This window comes from Serratia sp. DD3, from assembly GCF_000496755.2.
Genome location: NZ_AYKS02000033.1, coordinates 135354 through 155688 on the forward strand (window position 1 = coordinate 135354; position 20335 = coordinate 155688).

Genomic DNA, 20335 nt, shown 5'->3' on the forward strand with positions numbered 1-20335 from the left:
ACAGCAGGGCCGAACAACGGCCCTGCAGCAAACCAGGTTTAAATCGCCCAACCACCCGCATAAAACGCCACCAATGCAATGGCAATCAATACAGTACCAATATTCAGTTTACGCCACTCGCCTGAGAATATGCGGCCAATCACCAGCGAGCTGAAGCCCAGCATAATGCCGGTAACGATATTACAGGTCAGCACAATAAATACTGCACACAACAGACCCGACATCGCATCAACAAAGTCGTTGAAATCCAGTTTGGTGACGTTACTCAGCATCAACAACCCCACATACATCAATGCGGGTGCTGTGGCATAGACCGGAACCAGGTAAGAGAGTGGCGACAAGAACAGGATCAACAAGAACAACAACCCAACCACGGTTGCCGTCAAACCAGTTTTACCGCCAGCGGCAGTACCTGCAGCAGATTCGATATAAACCGCTGCGGGTGAAGCACCCACCAACCCGGAAAAAATGCTGCTCAGGGAGTCAGTAGTTAATGCTTTACCCCCGTTGATAATCTGGCCATCTTTATCCAACAGATTAGCCTGCCCAGCTACCGCTCGGATAGTCCCAGTGGCATCAAACACCGCCGTCATCACCAACGCCAACACGCTTGGCAATACTATCGGTTGCAAAGCCCCTTTGATATCCAGGCTAAAAATCAGTGAATTGCCATCAGCATCTGCCAAACTTGGCATAGCGAACAGCCCCTGATATGTCACTGCCGGGTCGAAAATCAGGCCAACAACCGAGATAACCACGATCACCAGCAGGATCCCTCCTGGCACGCGCAATTTTTCCAAGCCAAAAATAACCGCCAAACCCACTAATGTCATCACCACCGGAAACGAGGTGAAAGCGCCTAATGTCACCGGCAAACCATCCAGTGGGTTCTTCACCACCAGACCGACACCGTTAGCGGCGATCAACAACAAGAACAGCCCGATACCAATCCCTGTACCGTGAGCCACCCCCATGGGTAAATTACGCAAAATCCAGGTGCGGATACCCGTTACCGAGATAAAGGTAAACAATACCCCCATCAAAAATACCGCCCCCAACGCGACAGGAATGGAGATCTGCTGACCCAACACTAAGCTAAAGGCGGTGAATGCGGTCAATGAAATCGCACAACCAATCGCCATTGGCAAATTAGCCCACAACCCCATCAGCAATGAGCCCAGCCCTGCAACCAGACAGGTCGCCACAAACACGGCCGTTGGTGGAAAACCCGCTTTACCGAGCATACTGGGGACCACGATCACTGAATAAACCATTGCCAAGAAGGTGGTCAGGCCTGCTACCACCTCTTGACGCACGTTGGTACCACGTGCTGAAAGCTGAAAATATCCGTCAAGCACGCCCTTTGGTTTCCCGGCGTTATTCGCTTGAGAATTCGACATGTTGTTATCCCCTGTGTTTTATTGTCCACCTCTCTACCCGTCGCCATTAAAACGGCGGCGGTTATCAAGAGGTACTTTTAAGGCAAACGATTATCCAACCTTAGATAGTGTCTAATCAACCCAAGATCGCGACAATTTATGCAGAAGGTATGAGATCAAGCATAGCCATAGGCAAGCAAAACTGGCCAGCGCGTTGTGAACACAGCAAAATTGTCGTTCTGACTCAAGAGAAGGGATGAGTCAGTCATTGTATTTAAGGGAGAGCAAATTTCGTTCACCACGGCAAACGGTATTAAATGCAATAAATTAGGGCTTAACATCGAATAATGGAAAAGACCTTACCATTTTGGTATATAGTTTTTCATTGTTATTAACCGCATACTGGATCTATATAAAACAGGAGGTTTATCGATGCGTAAAAATATTCCAAGCTTATGTCTTGTTAGTTCCGTTTTGTTTATTTGCAATAATGCAATTGCTAATAACGATTGTAATATTTCCAATTATCACGCTAACAATATAAGTGTTGCCATCAACTCAGCAATTAATAACTTCAACAATAAGAATGCTAATGATATTCATAAGTATATAAGTGAAAGTCGTTACATCCAACATGTTCCCAATGGTAAGGACGGGTCAAAGTCATTGGCTAACTTAATCGGTTATATGAAGAGTAATATGCCGACATTCGAAGTGAAGAATGTTCGCTCTATAGCTGAAAATGATCTTGTGTTGACCCAGTCAATCGATTACTTGAAAGGAAAACCTATTGAGATAAGTTATGACTGGTATCGTATAAATGATGGCAAGATCACCGAGCACTGGGATGTTGTAAACGAACTTCCCAAAGACGCTGACCCCTTAATTTATACATCGGGTCATAACTTGGATGTAACCAGTTGTCTTGATAAAGAAAAAATTCGCTCTATCGCTCTAGACTATTTCTATACAACTTGGTCTGACTTGGATTCCACTGCCATTAAAAAGCACCTATCCAGTGACTTTGTCCAGCATAATCCAGCGGCGATTGTTGGTGGAAAGTCAGATAAGGATGCATTAATAGACCTCGTTTCTGAGCTAAAGAAATCGGGGAGCAAGAACCATATCGACATATCAAAAGTTATTGTCATGGGGGATTTTGCAGCGATCCATGCCAAGTGGTCTGATGGCAAAGAGGTTTTATCCGTTACTGATGTACTCAGGTTTGATAATAACTATAAAATTGTTGAGCATTGGGATGGACTCAAGGCGATACCTAGAGATAATATAAACAACAGGGATGCTGTTTTTTGATACTGGTTGCTCTATGATCGACTTGAATGCAATAAAACTTTTTTGTGAGGTTGCCCGTATGGGCAACTTTAGTGCCACCTCACGAAAACTGTCTATACCTATCGTTACGATAATTCGCAAGATTAATGCCCTCGAAAAGGAATTGGGGGTTAATCTATTTTATCGAACCACAAGAAAAGTAACATTAACTAAAGATGGTGATCGTTTTTTAGAGCGCTTCGGTAGCCAGTTAGAAATTTTACAGCATGAATTTATCCAGCATAAAAAAGAACTGGGAAATTCACATCATGTCGTAAAAATAGCAACACTGCCTGAATTGGCTCAAGTTTATATATATCCAATATTACCAATGTTACTCGATAAACATCCATCGATCCAATTGGAGTTCGAGTTTTCAAGCGAACTTGTTGATGTTAATACTGAAAATATCGATTTCGCTTTGCGGGCTGGCATTCCTGATAATATTCAGCTACGTGTGTGTAAGGTAGGCACTGACAGGTTGTCAGCATATAGACATGCAAAAATTGATATCTCTGAGGCATTACCATTAGCTACCTATGATAAAACATTCATTTATGATGAAAGGGTTCCGCATTTGGTCGTTCCTTCCATGCAGTTATTAAAGTCATTAGCCGAAACATTACCCATTGAGGTCTACCTTTCGGAGCGATGGCTAGAAATAGAAAGGTCTGAAAATTTGCATGTAAATGCTAATCTGATTCCCTATGAGTATGATATATACCTTACTTATGGTCGAAACAGTAAATTAAGCAACGCAGCCCGAATAGTTTTGGATACTCTTAAAACCTATATTTTTGATAAAAATTAAGTTTTACACCTTAGCAAGGGGCACCCAGCGTATCACGACCTAAAGCTATTTACTCAGTAGCTGTCGGAATTGAGCCGTATTACTCCTAATAAATTGAAGAAATAGTTTTGACTTTTGCGGTAAATGAGCTCGGTTTGAATAGACTAATAATTGGCTGAGATCCTCGATTGGTTTGCTCAGGGGAATTACGATTATGTCACTCACGATGTAGAGAAAGTTTTGGGTAGACCAGCCAGAACCTTCAATCAATTTGCAGAAAAGTTTGCCACTCTTATATAACTGCGCCCAATAGCGAACCGCTTTATATTTCAGATGGGTGGCTATAATGCAGAAAACCGACATTACCTAATCTATACACAAAGTAATGCGAGCTGCTTGTATACACAACGGCTCCCTATGCAGGGAGCCGTTATATTGCCGCTAGCGCACTTAGAACGGAATATCGTCGTCAAAGTCCATCGGCGGTTCATTGCTGGTGGCTGGCGGGCTGCTTGGTGCAGGGCGCGCCGGAGCCGGAGCGGACTGACCACCGCTGAACTGGTTGCTGCCTTGTGGTTGCTGAGGCTGCCCCCAACTCCCTTGCTGCTGCCCACCCGCAGGTGCGGCACCACCACCACCTTGGCGGCCACCGAGCATTTGCATGGTGCCACCCACATTGACCACAATTTCAGTAGTGTACTTTTCTACACCGGCCTGATCGGTCCATTTACGGGTTTGCAGGGCACCTTCGATATAAACCTGAGAACCTTTACGCAGATATTCACCCGCTACTTCAGCCAGCTTGCCAAACAACACCACACGGTGCCATTCAGTTTTCTCTTTCTGCTCGCCAGTGGTTTTGTCACGCCAGCTTTCAGAGGTCGCCAAAGTGATGTTGGCCACTGCGCCACCATTAGGCATGTAACGAACCTCAGGGTCTTGGCCCAGATGCCCGACCAGAATTACTTTGTTTACGCCTCTGCTGGCCATGTTGAATCTCCTGATGAGTCATTAAGTGGCTCTAAACCACGTTTTGCTAAGTCTAAGCTACAAATTGTAGCATGCCATATGCTTAGATTATACCTGCGAAGTATGTTCCATTATTGTCTCTGTAACCAACTTTATTGCATTCACATACTGGATATTCATTCAGGCTTTTTTATGCCATAATTATGCGTTTCGTACTGGCCGTGCCGTTTTTTTGGCTCCCTGAACCACAAAATAGCGGGCAAAAAAACCTGATCGGGTGCGGTGTATTATCAAGCCGGGAAGTGTAAATGGACAATATCGAAGTTCGTGGTGCTCGTACTCATAATCTCAAAAATATCAATCTGATTATCCCGCGTGACAAGCTGATCGTCATTACCGGCCTGTCTGGTTCGGGCAAATCATCACTGGCCTTTGATACCCTGTATGCCGAAGGGCAACGGCGTTATGTCGAATCACTCTCTGCGTATGCACGCCAGTTCCTGTCGTTGATGGAAAAGCCGGATGTCGATCATATTGAAGGGCTTTCGCCCGCGATTTCGATCGAACAGAAGTCCACTTCACATAATCCGCGTTCTACCGTCGGCACCATCACCGAAATTCACGACTATCTGCGCCTGCTATTTGCCCGCGTTGGTGAGCCGCGCTGCCCACAGCATCAGGTTCCGCTGGCGGCACAAACCGTTAGCCAAATGGTGGATAACGTGCTCAGCCAGCCAGAAGGCAAACGCCTGATGTTGCTGGCACCGATAGTGAAAGATCGTAAAGGTGAGCATACCAAAACATTGGAAAACCTGGCGGCCCAAGGTTATATCCGGGCGCGTATTGACGGTGAGGTGTGCGACCTTTCTGATCCACCCAAGCTGGAATTGCAAAAAAAGCACACCATTGAAGTGGTGGTGGATCGTTTCAAGGTCCGTGACGATTTAGCGCAACGTCTGGCTGAATCCTTTGAGACGACCTTGGAGCTCTCTGGTGGTACGGCAGTGGTTGCCGATATGGACGATGAACAAGCCGAAGAGTTGCTGTTTTCCGCTAATTTTGCTTGCCCAATTTGCGGCTACAGTATGAGTGAGCTGGAACCCCGTCTGTTCTCATTTAACAACCCAGCAGGGGCTTGCCCCACTTGTGATGGGCTTGGGGTGCAACAGTTTTTCGACCCTGAACGTGTGGTGCAAAATCCAGAACTGTCACTGGCGGGTGGGGCGATTCGCGGATGGGATCGCCGCAATTTCTACTATTTCCAGATGCTACGCTCACTGGCGGATCATTATGATTTTGATGTGGAAGCACCATTCAACAGCCTGAGTCGCCAGGTTCAGCAAGCGGTACTGAATGGTTCTGGCAAAGAAACCATTGAATTCAAGTATATCAATGATCGCGGTGATACCACCGTGCGCCGCCATCCGTTTGAAGGTGTGCTGCACAATATGGAACGGCGCTACAAAGAAACCGAATCCAGTGCGGTGCGCGAAGAACTGTCCAAGTTTATCAGCAATCGCCCTTGTGTGACCTGCCACGGTACACGCCTACGTGAAGAAGCACGTAATGTGTTTGTGGAAGATACCACCTTGCCAGAGATCTCCGATCTCAGCATCGGCCATGCCATGACCTTCTTCCAGAATATGAAGCTGAGTGGTCAACGCGCCCAGATCGCCGAAAAAGTATTGAAAGAGATTGGTGACCGCCTGAAATTCCTGGTTAACGTCGGCTTGAATTATCTGTCCCTGTCCCGTTCTGCAGAAACCTTGTCCGGTGGCGAGGCGCAACGTATCCGTCTGGCCAGCCAAATTGGTGCGGGTCTGGTGGGCGTAATGTATGTGCTGGATGAGCCCTCCATTGGCCTGCACCAACGTGATAATGAACGCCTGTTGGAAACCTTAATCCATCTGCGTAATTTGGGTAACACGGTGATCGTGGTAGAACACGATGAAGATGCTATCCGTGCCGCAGACCATGTGATCGATATCGGCCCCGGTGCCGGTGTGCACGGCGGGCAGGTGGTCGCTCAGGGCAGCGTTGACGATATCATGGCACAAGCGGATTCATTAACTGGCCAGTTCCTGAGTGGCAAACGTGAAATCGCCATTCCAGCACAACGAGTACCTGCCGACCCTAGCAAAGTGTTGAAGCTGACCGGTGCTCGCGGCAATAACCTGAAAGATGTGACGCTAACCCTGCCGGTTGGGCTGTTTACCTGCATTACCGGGGTTTCCGGCTCAGGGAAATCCACGCTGATTAACGATACGCTGTTCCCTATTGCCCAACGCCAGCTCAATGGCGCGGTGATTGCCGAACCCGCCCCTTATCGTGAAGTCAGCGGGTTGGAACATTTCGATAAAGTGATTGATATCGACCAGAGCCCCATTGGCCGAACACCGCGTTCTAACCCAGCCACTTACACCGGTATCTTTACGCCAGTACGTGAACTGTTTGCCGGTGTGCCGGAATCACGCACCCGTGGCTATACGCCGGGCCGCTTCAGTTTTAACGTTAAAGGTGGCCGCTGTGAAGCTTGCCAGGGGGATGGGGTGATCAAGGTAGAAATGCATTTTCTGCCGGACATCTATGTTCCTTGTGACCAATGTAAAGGTAAGCGCTATAACCGCGAAACCTTGGAAGTGAAATACAAAGGCAAGAATATCCACGAAGTGCTGGAAATGACCATTGAAGAGGCACGCGATTTCTTCGATGCGGTGCCAGCACTGGCACGTAAGCTGCAAACACTGATGGAAGTGGGCCTGTCCTATATCCGCTTGGGTCAGTCGGCCACTACACTGTCTGGTGGTGAAGCCCAACGGGTGAAACTGGCGCGTGAATTGTCAAAACGCGGTACCGGGCAGACACTATACATCCTTGATGAACCGACCACTGGCCTACATTTTGCTGATATCCAGCAGTTACTGGCGGTGCTGCATCAGTTACGCGATCAAGGCAATACCATCGCGGTGATTGAGCATAATCTGGATGTGATTAAAACCGCAGACTGGATTGTCGATCTGGGCCCGGAAGGTGGCAGCGGCGGCGGTGAAATTCTGGTTGCTGGCACGCCAGAAACCGTGGCGAACTGCAAAGCATCCCATACGGCGCGCTTCCTGAAGCCGATACTGAATAAAAAGTGATGGTTACCGCTCCTGTATCAAGCAGGAGCGGTTTTCGTTATACCCGTAATACTTAAATACAACGCGAATTATTCAGGAGATACAGATTCCCAGTTCCTGGCGCTTCTTCTTCGATAACCCCGCCACCACCAGTTGATATGACATATCAATCAGTTGGTAAAACTGTAAGTCTGGCAAAGCGCCATCCAGGTAGATACTGTTCCAATGCGCTTTATTCAAATAGTAACCAGGGATAATTTCAGCATGTTGCTCACGCAGCTGTTCCGCCAGTTCTATGTCACACTTTAATGAGATCACGGGCCGCCCATAGGCTTCACCAATAAGTGCAAACATTTTCTCCGCGACTCTAACCCGATCGGCCTGCCAGTCGCTCTGATAATCCTGTTCACTGCCCGGTTTAGTCAGGCAGTAATCCAGCAATTGCTGTTTGTTCACAGTTATCTCCTTTGATAACGGCCCGGACCGCCTTTACTGCACCGCAGCAAAGGCCTCCGCCACCTGACGAACGTTATTATGATTCAGCCCTGCTACACACATGCGGCCACTGTGGATCAAGTAGACACCAAACTCTTCACGCAGGCGTTCAACCTGTGCCGCGCTAAAGCCGGTGTAACTGAACATGCCACGCTGCTCCAGCAGGTAATCAAAATTACGTTGTGGTAATGCGCTTTTGAGCGTAGTAACCAACACTTTACGCATTTCTAAAATACGCTGGCGCATAGACTCCACTTCTGCCAGCCACTCGCTGCTCAATTGCGGATCATTGAGCACTTTTGCCACCACTTGTGCACCAAAATTCGGCGGACTGGAGTAGTTACGGCGCACCGCCGCTTTCAGTTGCCCCAGCACGCGTTCAGCGGCCTCACTGCTTTCACACACCACAGAAAGCCCCCCTACCCGCTCACCGTAAAGCGAGAAGATTTTCGAGAACGAGTTACTCACCAGGCATGGCAAACCTGCAGCGGCAATCGCACGGATAGCATAAGCATCCTGCTCCATACCACCACCGAACCCTTGATAGGCGATATCGAGGAACGGTATTAATTCGCGTTCTTTAATCACATCAACCACTTGATCCCACTGCTGTGCCGTGAGGTCTGATCCCGTCGGGTTGTGGCAGCAAGGGTGTAGCAGTGTAATGCTCTTGGCAGGCAGTTGCTTCAGGGCATTCAGCATCGCCGTAAACTTCACAGTCAGGTTTTCGCTGTCGAAATAGGGGTAAGTATTCACCTCAAAACCCGCACCGGCAAAAATGGCTACGTGGTTTTCCCAAGTCGGGTCGCTTACCCAAACCTGCGAGTCCGGGAAATACTTTTTCAGGAAGTCGGCCCCCACCTTTAATGCACCTGAGCCGCCTACGGTTTGGATGGTAGCGATACGCCCTTGTTGCAGCATGGAATGCTCAGCACCGAATAGTAACTGCTGGATTGCGCTGCGGTAAGGTTGCAGACCTTCCATGGGTAAATAAACAGATGCCCCCTGCTCAACGCTGTTCAACTGGGCTTCCGCCTCAGCAACCGCCTTCATCTGCGGGATGATGCCCTGCTCGTTATAATAAAGACCGATACTCAGGTTCACCTTGTGCGCACGGGGATCTTTTTTAAATTTTTCCATCAGCGACAAGATCGGGTCACCGGCATAAGCATCAACATTCTGGAACACGGGTTGGTTCTCCTGATTTGGGTTAGTTGGCCGTTCAATAAAGTTCAGCCTGATTTCACTGGGGGGTATACTCGTCATCCTTCAAGTTGATTGGGTGTTGGCTTCCCTCAATCACCCCAGTCACTTACCAGTGTAAGCTCCTGGGGATTCTCTCCGTCGCCGCCTGCAAGCAACTCGAATTATTTAGAGTATAAATTTTCCGAGCTGTTTATCTCACGACTGGAAGTAAACCGCCTTCCTTGATCCGCTCAAGTACCACCGCTGTTTTTATATGGGCCACACTCTTGTGGCGGGAAAGCGTCTGGCTGATAAAGCCGCTCAATGCAGGCAAGTCAGCCACAGCTACTTTTAGCAAATAATCGGCATCACCGGCAATCTTGTAAGCATCAACAATCGCCTCCACTTCCCCCAACATTTGATGAAAACTGTCTATCTGTTCCTGGCTATGGGTGATCAGGCTGACCTCTATCATGCCGACTAATCCCAGGCCGACAGCTTCTGGTGCCAGCCGGGCATGGTAGCCCTTGATCAGTTCGGCCTGCTCCAGGCTGATACGCCGCCGCGAACACTGGGAGGCGGAAAGCCCGACTAAATCACTCAATTCCTGGTTTGTCAGACGGCCATTAGCCTGTAACAAAGTCAGGATTTTCATATCGAAATCGTCAATGTTGTACATAGCCACCTGTAAAGTGTGTTAATAAATATTGACGTTACAGCCTATCAGTTTTTTTGGCCTTGAAACCAGCTCCATTGCCATGTTGCGAGTCACTTAGCAGTAAAGTCAGTATCTCAACTCTGCTATGGCATAAAAAATGGGTAAATCACGCAAACCAACAACAATTGACGGCTAAGTAGCGCATAAAACCACGAATGTATTTGCCCTATGATTTTAAGCTGTCGGCTGTGTTTGCAGCGCCCCACTGCCATCAAGTACCGGAGTACCTAGGCAGATGGCAGTTTGAAAGAGGATGGGCTCCACAAGGATATGATATGAAGAAAAGACTCTGTTTACTCTTACTGCTTGCTGCTGGCGGAGCCAGTGCGCAATCCAATCTTGACAAGGTATTGCAGCAAAAAGTTCTGACGGTCTGCACCACTGGTGACTACAAACCTTATACCTTCCTGAAAGAGGATGGCAGCTATGAAGGTATTGATATCGCGATGGCGGAGTCGTTAGCCAACAGCTTGGGTGCCAAGGTGCAATGGGTAAAAACCACCTGGAAAACTCTGATGCCAGACTTTGTATCGGGGAAATGTGATATCGCCATGGGGGGCATTTCGGTGACGCTGAAACGCCAACAACAGGCGTTCTTCGCTGAACAGCTCGGTACAGATGGCAAGATCCCGCTGGTACGCTGTAGCGATGTAAAAAAATACCGCACTATCGCCCAAATTAATCAGCCAACCGTGCGATTGATCGAACCCGCTGGGGGCACCAACGAAGCCTTTGTCCACGCCTATCTGCCTGATGCCAAGCTGACACTTTCCCACGACAATATGGGCATATTCCAACAGTTGGTGGACCATAAAGCCGATGTGATGATCACCGACGCTTCCGAAGCGTTGTATCAGCAGAAACGCTATCCGCAACTCTGCGCTGTCGATCCAGACAAACCAATGCAATATGGAGAGAAGGCATACATGCTGCCACGTGATGATATGAGCTGGAAGTTGTATGTTGACCAGTGGCTACACCTGAGCAAAGCCACCGGGGAGTATCAGAAAATCCTCGACCACTGGCTGGCCGTTAATAAATAACCTGCGGTTATCCCCGCCGCTTTATTAGCGGCGGGCAATACTCACTCGCCAAGATATTCTATTGCCACACGCTGAGTCAGTTTGGTGATCAACTCATAGGCACTGACACCGCTGCAAGCCGCAACCCGCTCAACCGGCAGTTCGTTACCCCAAAACACCACTTCATCGCCTACTTTATCGCTGGCATCTGGCCCCAAATCGACCGAGATCATATCCATGGAGACCCGGCCAACGATCGGCACCTCGCGCCCATTAACCCATACTGGCGTACCTGAAGGCGCGCTACGCGGATAACCATCGCCATAGCCCATGGCCACCACCGCCAGGCGCGTATCGCGCGGACTTACCCAGGCGCCACCATAGCCTACCGGTTCACCGGCTTTATGTTCACGCACCGCAATCAAACTCGACTTCAGCGTCATCGCCGGTTGCAAGCCAAAACAGCTGGCATCCTGTGTCTCCAGTGGAGAAACGCCATACAGAATAATACCCGGACGCACCCAATCATGGTGAGCCTGCGGCCAGAGTAAGATCCCGCCGGAAGCAGCGATGGATTTTTGCCCCGGCTTAGCGTCAACAAACGCGTTAAAACTGGCGATTTGCTTTTCGGTCACCCCCGCCTGCGGTTCATCGGCGCGGCTGAAGTGACTCATGATATTCACCGGATGCACCACATTGTGGCAAGCACTCAACCGCTGATAAAACGCCTCGGCTTGCTCCGGACGCACCCCTAAGCGGTGCATGCCCGTATCCAGTTTCATCCATACCCGTACCGGCTGAGCCAGTTCACACTGCTCCAGTGCTTCCAGTTGTTCAATGCTGTGCACCGCCGTTTCGATATTGTTCACCACCAGCATCGGCAGGTCGCTGGCACAAAAAAAACCTTCCAGCAGCAGGATCGGCTTCACTATCCCCCCCGCTCGCAGCATCAGGGCTTCGTCAATGCGCGCCACACCATAACAATCAGCATCCTGCAACGTGTGGGCCGTTTCCAGCAGACCGTGCCCATAAGCGTTTGCTTTGACAACAGCAACCAAGCGACTTTGTGGTGCCAGACGACGCACCTGCTGCATATTATGTCGCAGAGCACGGCGGTCGATTACAGCGGTTGCCGCTTTCATTTCAGTTCCTTAGCTGATTACTCATCATCATATTGCGGCCCCGCATAGTTATCGAAGCGCGACCACTGTCCGTTAAAGGTAAGACGCACCGAACCGATAGGCCCATTACGCTGCTTACCCAAAATAATTTCTGCCACCCCTTTCAGGTCGCTGTTTTCGTGATAAACCTCATCACGGTAGATGAACATAATCAGGTCGGCATCCTGCTCGATAGAACCCGACTCACGCAGATCAGAGTTAACTGGGCGCTTATCCGCACGTTGTTCCAGGCTACGGTTCAACTGCGACAGCGCCACCACAGGCACCTGCAACTCTTTTGCCAACGCTTTCAGTGAGCGGGAAATTTCAGCAATTTCCAGCGTACGGTTGTCAGACAGTGAAGGTACACGCATCAACTGCAAATAGTCGATCATGATCAAGCTAAGCCCGTCATGTTCACGGAAAATACGCCGTGCACGAGAGCGCACTTCAGTGGGGGTCAGGCCAGAGGAGTCGTCAATATACATATTGCGCTTCTCCAGTAAGATCCCCATGGTGCTGGAGATACGTGCCCAATCCTCATCATCCAACTGACCGGTACGAATACGCGTCTGGTCCACCCGCGACAAAGAAGCCAGCATACGCATCATAATCTGGTTACCAGGCATCTCCAGGCTGAAGATCAGCACCGGTTTATCCTGCATCATGGCCGCATTTTCACACAGGTTCATGGCAAAAGTGGTTTTCCCCATCGAAGGACGGGCAGCCACAATAATCAGATCCGACTTCTGCAGGCCGGCGGTTTTCTTATCCAGGTCACCATAACCGGTGGACACCCCGGTAACGCCATCATGGGGGCGTTGGTAGAGCTGTTCGATGCGGGCAACTGTATCTTCCAAAATACGCTCGATACCTTTTGGCCCTTCATCTTTGCTGGCACGATTTTCAGCAATCTGGAAGACGCGGGATTCCGCCAGGTCGAGCAGATCTTCACTGCTACGCCCCTGGGGATCGTAACCAGCATCGGCAATTTCATTGGCGACAGAGATCATTTCACGCACTACCGCACGCTCACGCACAATATCCGCGTAAGCACCGATGTTCGCCGCACTAGGGGTGTTTTTCGACAACTCAGCCAGGTAGGCAAAGCCCCCTACTGAATCCAGATCGCCTTTCTGTTCTAATGATTCGGACAGCGTAATCAGATCGATGGGCCGCCCCATCTCCAGCAGACGCTGCATCTCGGTAAAGATCAACCGGTGTGGGCGGCTAAAGAAATCATTGGCAACGACCCGTTCGGCGACGTTATCCCAGCGCTCATTATCCAGCATCAACCCACCCAATACGGACTGCTCAGCCTCCAACGAATGTGGCGGCATCTTCAGCCCTTCCATCTGGCGATCTCTGGGTTCGTTGGTGTTGGTCTTAAAAGGGGGTTTTTTACCTGCCATGAAAGCTATTTTTTATCCCGTTGCCAATAATGGATCCTGATGCGAGAGTATACGTGATTTTTATCCACGATTCTTGCGCCATCACCTATGGCTATATCCTTAATGACATACTCACGGCACCACGGTGAATTAAACAATTAAGGCGCATCACCTGCAAGACGTGCCTAAAACAAAATCAGAGGATTAATCGAGGTAACAACATGGCAAAGCGCATTGAGTTCTCCACCATCGGTGGCCCGGAAGTGTTGCAGTTAGTTGATTTTACACCTGTCGATCCCGTTGCTGGCGAAGTTCAGATTGAGAACAAAGCCATTGGTATCAACTATATTGATACTTATATCCGTAGCGGTCTCTATCCTCCGGCACACTTACCCAGTGGGCTAGGTACCGAAGCTGCAGGTGTGGTGCTAAAAGTGGGACCGGGGGTGAGTGCCATCAAACCCGGCGATCGGGTGGTTTATGCCCAATCATCGCTGGGTGCCTACAGCGAAATTCACAACGTTCCACTGGAAAAGGTAGTGATCCTGCCCGATAACCTGAGTTTTGAGCAAGGTGCCGCTTGTTTTCTCAAAGGATTGACGGTGCATTATCTGTTACGTCAAACCTATGAAATTAAACCTGGGGAAATCTTTCTATTCCATGCCGCGGCGGGTGGCGTTGGGTTAATCGCCTGCCAATGGGCCAAGGCATTAGGCGCCAAACTGATCGGCAGTGTCGGTTCCGACGAAAAAGCCGAACTGGCAAAACATGCGGGAGCCTGGGCAACCATCAATTATCACCAGGAAGATATCGCTGAACGCGTTGCAGAGTTGACCCATGGCGAGAAGGTCAATGTCGTCTATGACTCTGTAGGCAAGAATACCTGGGAGGCTTCCCTCAACAGCCTGAAACGCCGTGGGTTGATGGTGAGTTTCGGCAATGCATCCGGGCCAGTGACTGGCGTCAATCTCGGTTTGCTTAATCAGAAAGGTTCACTGTATGTCACTCGGCCATCGCTCAATGGCTACATTACCAACCGCCAGGAATTACAGTTTGCCAGTAACGAGTTGTTCTCGTTGATTGGTAGCGGGGTGATCAAAGTTGACGTGAAACCAGAGCAGAAATTCGCGCTAGCTGATACCCAGCGGGCACACCAAGTGTTGGAAAGCCGCAAAACCAGTGGGTCCAGTCTGTTAATTCCCGGGCTTTAATGCGGCAAGGTTAGTCTGGTCAATTACCGGCAAATCGTCAGCAACCCATCATCACCAAGGGCAGATATCGAACTCTGCCCCGTGATGCACTGACGCATGACGAACCTTTACAGCAAAAGTGGTCAGGCGCTTGGCGCAATAGACGGTTTTGATGATATGGAAAGTATTAATAACCGCGCGGCTGAGGTTTCTTTATTGCACGATATATCCATACCACAATCACCGCCAGGATCAGCCAGGGCAACAGTTTAATCACCATGGCAACCATCCCCCCCAGCAGCATGAAAGCCATCGCCACAAACAGGGCAAGAATCACGCCTAACAATGAAACACCTGTCACCACCAGCATGACCACAAAGCCAATCAGAAAAAATAGTTCCAGCATAGGTTGCTCCTCAGGAAATCAGGTTGTGCTGTTTGTATGGTTATTAACAAATATATTGCTATTAGCATTGTTATTAATATTGTCATTAACTAAGCAAGAAACAGGCCAACTTGCCGAAAGTCACATGCTATGGCGGTAATACCCGCCATCTACAGGTTGCCAGATAAACACAGCCGGTCAAATTAAATGAATTAGGATTGGCTCATGGTCAAAAAAACCAACTTTTGGTTAAAAATATTGGCGAATTAGACGTTATTTGATACCGGCTCCCCACCCGCTAGCGACGCACCAAGGCTAATGCCTGTTCAACAGTGTTGACATCTGCACCCGGTTTATGGGCATTTTCACTCAGGTGACGACGCCACTGCCTGGCTCCGGGCACCCCTTGGAACAGGCCAAGAATATGGCGGGTAATATGGCCCAGATAAGTCCCGTTCGCCAGTTCACGCTCAATATAGGGGTAGAGTGCTTCAACAATCGCAATACTATCCTTCACTTCACTCTGGGAACCGAATATTTCACGGTCGACAGCGGCCAAAATCGAAGGGTTTTGATACGCCTCGCGCCCCATCATCACGCCATCCAGATGTTGCAGATGCTGTTTGGCTTCTTCCAGGGTTTTTACCCCACCATTAATCGCAATGCTCAGTGCCGGGAAATCACGCTTCAACTGATAAACGCGGGGATAATCCAGTGGTGGAACTTCACGGTTTTCTTTCGGGCTCAGGCCGGAAAGCCAGGCTTTACGGGCGTGAATGGTGAACGTCTCGCACTCGCCGCGCCCCGCCACCGTAGAAATAAAGTGGCACAAGAACTCATAACTATCCTGCTCGTCGATGCCAATACGGGTCTTTACCGTCACCGGGATCGAAACTGCATCGCGCATTGCCTTAACACAGTCAGCCACCAAGTCAGCCTGCCCCATCAAACAGGCACCAAACATCCCATTCTGCACCCGATCTGATGGGCAACCCACGTTAAGATTGATCTCATCATAGCCACGCTGTTGTGCCAGTTTGGCACAATGCGCCAGAGCGCTGGGATCACTCCCGCCTAGTTGCAACGCAACAGGATGCTCCTCCTGGTTGTAAGCCAGATAATCCCCTTTACCGTGGATAATCGCACCGGTGGTCACCATTTCGGTGTACAGCAAAGTTTGCTGAGTCAACAGACGGTGGAAGTAACGGCAATGGCGGTCAGTCCAATCGAGCATTGGCGCGATGGAGAAACGGTGAGAGGGAAATTGAGCTGATTTTTCAGCTATCACGCTAGATTGAAACGCGTTTGGTGCTTGTTTATCTTGATGCATGTTTAAGCTTTTTGCTGTGTTTGGCATTCTCGCCCCCTGACAGGCCACTTACCAATGACCAATGAGGACCGGCGGAAGAGAATGAAATAGGGCCTACTATAGCATAGTGAAATGCCAGCGCGCAGAGGGCGCATTGAAGTATCAGCCCTGCATTGTTGGTAACAAGGAACGCCGTTGATCATCACCAAAGCGGCTCAACAGTTGGTAAACGTCACTGCACTCAGTACACCGCAACCGCATCAGGAAAAACGCCTAGGCTTGATAGCTGATGACATCAACGCTTACTGTTGGGTCTTGGTTTTAGCCGTTATCTTGGGTACGCCCGAAAGTGATAATAACAGCGCCGTATTATGATGCCCGTTAAATCCATGGCTAAGACTACCGCTGACAGTCACGTGCCTACCAGCAAAATCCGCTAGATCGACAGCACGGGGAGGAATCAAGGTCACCTCAATCTGCTCTTTTTCAGCTTCATTAATATCGTCACCAACAGTACAAATTGGCTTATCCAAGAAAAGCAGCCCCTGAATATTTCGGCTGTCAGTTTCTGGCTCCTCACCAAAATTTGGTGGACCAAAGAACACACTTATTTCGACAATGCCGCTGAAGCTGACAGGTTGTTCATAATTCAGACAGCGATCAGTTGCGACTACCACATTGGTCTCGTAACCCGGTAGATTATTTAACGGTAACACCAGTGTCTTATTGATAAATTCAGCGGTGTCAGGATCTGAGGTGGTTTCTGTAATCCGGACAAATCCTGGTTTTGCCGGCTCGGGGGTCACGAGTGCCCCGGTAAACTGCTCTATGGCACTGACGTTGGAGCTCACACTGGGAATAGCCGGTGTCCACTGCGCGTATTGGATATCGTACAAATGAATTGCCAACCAGCTCCCTTGCCAACGCTGGTCAATCAGTTGCAGACGATCGCGCCCGCTGCTGTCGAGCCCCGGAACTACGACCAGCGATGCGTTAATGCACTGAGGTATGATTGTCGGTTTAACCTCTGCATTTGACGTCCAGAGATAGCAATGGCAATTGTCGCCATTATTACAATCGCCGCCGGTTTTAGCGTTGCGGCTATCTACCCAGGCATATTGTCGTTGGAGGCCATCGAACTTGCCCCTGACCACTTGGCGGCTATCATCATCAAAGCCAAGATTGGCATCGGTAATACCATCAGACTCAGCAATAATCTGCCATTTCCCCGCCGCATTCGGTTTTATATACAGGCTGGCGGGGTAGTTTTGCGTTTGCCCCGCCACATTCACCTGTTTTACAAACTCGGCACGCAAACGATCATCCAGACCGCCATCGTCAGTATCATTCCCATTGACGTTAACCGTGATCGTGCTGACGATGGCTTGTGACAAGAACTTCTTTTTCTCTGCATTGAAAAATGCGGCCTTATTAGCCATGACGGCTTCGCGCGTGACCATTTTATGGAAGTAATCCACTTGATCCGCATAAAGCGCCGCCAATTCTTTTAGATCTTTATTCTGATAGGCAAGCTGCCAACGCTCAACCACAAGAAGCGCCTGTTGCTTAGCGGCCGGGTTATCGAACATCTCCTCTTCAGCCGAGCACAGGGTGCTGGCGAGCAGCATGCTGAGGCTTAACAGCACTCTTGCTATCGTGTTCATTTGTTAACAATCCATCAAACAAAATCAATGATTGCATCATGAGGGAGTTGTTTGCAGGCGGCAAGTACTTCAGACAAGTACGTGGTTCTCACTGCGGTGACAATAATTAGCCCGAATGACGAACATCGTCAGTTCGGGCATGGTAACAGGTTAGCGGGCAAGATCGGCGTTAGCCCGGGAAGGGGTGTTCGGCCAGTAGCGCATCATCCATTGCCTTGGCGCGTAGATAAGCCGGGCGTTGCAGGATAGGCTCCATGTAACGCTCGAAGGCTGGGCGTTTTTCAATGGCACCGGAATACATTCCCCAATTAAGACAGGCCGCCAGATAGGCGTCTGCCACGCTGAACTGCTCACCACACAGGTAAGGCCGCCCCTGTTTGATGGCAAACTCCAAGGTGTTCATGGTTAATTCATAGCTGCCATACCCCACCATAAATGCTTTGTCTGATGGCGCTAACTGATCAAGCAACTTGCCCGTAAATGCCGCTTCCAGCGGGCCAGCAACAAAAAATAGCCAGCGATAGTATGCCGCTCTCTCCGGGCTACCGGGCGCAGGGGCCAATTGTTTTTCCGGGAACAGATCCGCCAAATAGGTACAGATGGCCGCGGTTTCAGTTACCACCGCGTCACCGTGGGTCAGCGCAGGCACCTTGCCCATGGGGTTAATCGCCAGATACTCGGCGCTTTTCATGCTGGTGCCATAATCAAATATTACGGTATCGTAACTGGCACCGCACTCTTCCAGTAACCAGCGCACTGTGCGGCCACGGGACATAGGGTGGGTATAGAGGGTAATTTTGCCATCATTCATTTTAAAGCGTCCTTAGGTTGCGGTGATTAACATGGGCAGTATCTGTTGCCCGAGTGTCAGAAACTGGCAGTAGTGTTCGGTGCGTACCAACAGGAATGCAACTTGACAGATAATGTAAACAACACGAATTCATAAGTAAAAATAATAAATACCACTAAAGCCATACTGAAAGAGATGCTAATTACTTGAGCATATTCCTATTTGGGTTATCAGAAAAATAAAAAAACCTGATGAGTACATATTGCAAAATAATAATCCCGCCACCTGCTTGTTTTATGAACAACTTTTTTAGATAATTATTTCACCATCATTGGGATGGTTAGGATGAAATATTAATAATTGGATTGTTACTTATGAAAAAATTAATTCTTGCTTGCAGCCTGTTAGCGATGTCCTCTTCCGTTTTTGCTGGTGAAATGACCGATACATGTAAAAAATATGTTGAGGAAGTTGATGCGTTAATTGCCAAAGCGTCTGAAACCAATGACGCGGCAAAACAGCAAATGGAAGCATTAAAAACCCAGATGGAACAGGCCAAGCAACAGATCTCTGCCATGCCTACAGAACAACAAGATCCAGCTTGCAAGCAAGGTCTTGATATGATGGCTCAAATGAAAACTTCAATGGGCATCAAATAATCCCGCATCAATATTGTTTCCGTGCCTATCTTCGGTGCGGAAATCAATCCCTCCCCGTTACCACTCAAGTTACCGCCCTGTTAATCATCATTTCATCATGATGGGATCTAATAATCTTACTAACCACTATGTTAGTCCGGCAAACGCGTCATGACACTTGTTATTCCCCTAGGCACCTCTCGGCGATTGCCGATGAATATGATAAAATCAGCGCCTATTCACCTACCGGGATATTGGCGATGAACTCAACCAATCAGGAAAAGCTACTCACGCAGGCTGAACTACTCTGTCAGCAGCGCAATGTAAGGCTGACCCCACAACGGCTTGAAGTGTTACGTCTGATGACTGAACAACCCGGAGCCATCAGTGCTTACGATCTACTGGATCTGTTACGTGTCGCTGAACCTCAGGCCAAACCGCCCACCGTCTATCGAGCGCTGGATTTCTTGCTGGAGCAGGGATTTATTCACCGCATAGAATCTGCTAACAGCTACGTACTGTGCCATCACTTCGAACAGCCGATGCACACCTCTGCGCTATTTATCTGCGATCGCTGCAGGCAAGTCACTGAAAGGACAACAGAGGGTGTGGAAGAAACGCTACAGAAACTCGCCCTGGAATCAGGTTTTGTCTTACGCCACAGTGTGGTTGAAGCACATGGGTTATGCTCCGCCTGTGTTGAAATAGAAGCCTGTAACCACCAACACAGTTGCCACCATGATCACAGCATAGTGATAAAGAAAAAATAGAGAGTTCACACTCCTTTCACACCACAGCA

General features: G+C 49.2%; 18 protein-coding genes. 7 read left to right on the forward strand and 11 right to left on the reverse strand.

The annotated features are described in order from the left end of the window. Window positions 1-38 precede the first annotated feature (38 nt). Entirely contained in the window at window positions 39-1400 is a 1362-nt protein-coding gene (locus IO95_RS05540) for an NCS2 family permease (RefSeq protein ID WP_023491484.1), read from the reverse strand. Window positions 1401-1811: 411 nt separating this feature from the next. On the opposite strand from IO95_RS05540, the gene IO95_RS05545 reads away from it, so the two are divergent. Both IO95_RS05545 and IO95_RS05550 read left to right on the forward strand, forming a co-directional pair. Beyond that, entirely contained in the window at window positions 1812-2693 is an 882-nt protein-coding gene (locus IO95_RS05545) for a nuclear transport factor 2 family protein (protein ID WP_037384189.1), read from the forward strand. A gap of 13 nt (window positions 2694-2706) precedes the next feature. Beyond that, entirely contained in the window at window positions 2707-3522 is an 816-nt protein-coding gene (locus IO95_RS05550) for a LysR family transcriptional regulator (protein WP_160165608.1), read from the forward strand. A 429-nt stretch (window positions 3523-3951) separates the two neighbouring features. Here IO95_RS05550 and ssb1 read toward each other — a convergent pair whose 3' ends face one another. Continuing rightward, window positions 3952-4491 (reverse strand): single-stranded DNA-binding protein SSB1, encoded by a 540-nt coding sequence (gene ssb1 / locus IO95_RS05560; protein ID WP_037384195.1) that lies wholly within the window; start codon window positions 4489-4491, stop codon window positions 3952-3954. Between the two features lie 287 nt (window positions 4492-4778). On the opposite strand from ssb1, the gene uvrA reads away from it, so the two are divergent. Next, the gene (gene uvrA / locus IO95_RS05565) at window positions 4779-7610 is read left to right on the forward strand and encodes an excinuclease ABC subunit UvrA (RefSeq protein WP_023490536.1); all 2832 of its coding nucleotides are present in this window, start codon (window positions 4779-4781) and stop codon (window positions 7608-7610) included. Between the two features lie 72 nt (window positions 7611-7682). Here uvrA and IO95_RS05570 read toward each other — a convergent pair whose 3' ends face one another. From IO95_RS05570 to IO95_RS05580, 3 genes are all read right to left on the reverse strand, one after another. After that, the gene (locus IO95_RS05570; protein ID WP_023490535.1) at window positions 7683-8045 is read right to left on the reverse strand and encodes an MmcQ/YjbR family DNA-binding protein; all 363 of its coding nucleotides are present in this window, start codon (window positions 8043-8045) and stop codon (window positions 7683-7685) included. A gap of 33 nt (window positions 8046-8078) precedes the next feature. Next, window positions 8079-9272, reverse strand: a complete 1194-nt coding sequence (locus tag IO95_RS05575) for an amino acid aminotransferase (RefSeq protein WP_023490534.1) — start codon at window positions 9270-9272, stop codon at window positions 8079-8081. 208 nt (window positions 9273-9480) lie between these two features. After that, entirely contained in the window at window positions 9481-9948 is a 468-nt protein-coding gene (locus IO95_RS05580) for an Lrp/AsnC family transcriptional regulator (RefSeq protein WP_023490533.1), read from the reverse strand. A 314-nt stretch (window positions 9949-10262) separates the two neighbouring features. Here IO95_RS05580 and IO95_RS05585 point away from each other — a divergent pair, with 314 nt between their 5' ends. Continuing rightward, window positions 10263-11030 (forward strand): transporter substrate-binding domain-containing protein, encoded by a 768-nt coding sequence (locus IO95_RS05585; RefSeq protein WP_023490532.1) that lies wholly within the window; start codon window positions 10263-10265, stop codon window positions 11028-11030. A 41-nt stretch (window positions 11031-11071) separates the two neighbouring features. Here the strand turns inward: IO95_RS05585 and alr are convergent, their stop codons facing one another. Together alr and dnaB are read right to left on the reverse strand one after the other, a co-directional pair. Continuing rightward, window positions 11072-12151, reverse strand: a complete 1080-nt coding sequence (gene alr / locus IO95_RS05590) for an alanine racemase (RefSeq protein ID WP_023490531.1) — start codon at window positions 12149-12151, stop codon at window positions 11072-11074. Between the two features lie 17 nt (window positions 12152-12168). After that, complete coding sequence (gene dnaB, locus IO95_RS05595) at window positions 12169-13581, reverse strand: replicative DNA helicase (RefSeq protein ID WP_037384198.1); 1413 nt, start codon at window positions 13579-13581, stop codon at window positions 12169-12171. 200 nt (window positions 13582-13781) lie between these two features. Here dnaB and IO95_RS05600 point away from each other — a divergent pair, with 200 nt between their 5' ends. Beyond that, the gene (locus tag IO95_RS05600) at window positions 13782-14771 is read left to right on the forward strand and encodes a quinone oxidoreductase (RefSeq protein ID WP_023490529.1); all 990 of its coding nucleotides are present in this window, start codon (window positions 13782-13784) and stop codon (window positions 14769-14771) included. Window positions 14772-14937: 166 nt separating this feature from the next. Here the strand turns inward: IO95_RS05600 and pspG are convergent, their stop codons facing one another. The 4 genes from pspG to IO95_RS05620 all read right to left on the reverse strand — a co-directional run bounded on the left by pspG (window position 14938) and on the right by IO95_RS05620 (window position 18919). Continuing rightward, entirely contained in the window at window positions 14938-15156 is a 219-nt protein-coding gene (pspG, locus tag IO95_RS05605; RefSeq protein ID WP_023490528.1) for an envelope stress response protein PspG, read from the reverse strand. A gap of 277 nt (window positions 15157-15433) precedes the next feature. After that, complete coding sequence (gene dusA / locus IO95_RS05610; protein ID WP_072011650.1) at window positions 15434-16465, reverse strand: tRNA dihydrouridine(20/20a) synthase DusA; 1032 nt, start codon at window positions 16463-16465, stop codon at window positions 15434-15436. A 281-nt stretch (window positions 16466-16746) separates the two neighbouring features. Further along, window positions 16747-18108 (reverse strand): DUF4431 domain-containing protein, encoded by a 1362-nt coding sequence (locus IO95_RS23430; protein WP_023490526.1) that lies wholly within the window; start codon window positions 18106-18108, stop codon window positions 16747-16749. A gap of 169 nt (window positions 18109-18277) precedes the next feature. Next, a complete protein-coding gene (locus IO95_RS05620) occupies window positions 18278-18919 on the reverse strand; it encodes a glutathione S-transferase family protein (protein WP_023490525.1) in 642 nt (213 codons plus the stop codon). A 353-nt stretch (window positions 18920-19272) separates the two neighbouring features. Here IO95_RS05620 and IO95_RS05625 point away from each other — a divergent pair, with 353 nt between their 5' ends. Both IO95_RS05625 and zur read left to right on the forward strand, forming a co-directional pair. Next, window positions 19273-19557 carry a DUF5339 domain-containing protein gene (locus IO95_RS05625; RefSeq protein ID WP_023490524.1) on the forward strand — a complete coding sequence of 95 codons (285 nt, stop codon included), beginning with the start codon at window positions 19273-19275 and terminating at the stop codon, window positions 19555-19557. Window positions 19558-19796: 239 nt separating this feature from the next. Continuing rightward, window positions 19797-20306, forward strand: a complete 510-nt coding sequence (gene zur / locus IO95_RS05630) for a zinc uptake transcriptional repressor Zur (protein WP_037384201.1) — start codon at window positions 19797-19799, stop codon at window positions 20304-20306. Window positions 20307-20335: the final 29 nt, after the last annotated feature.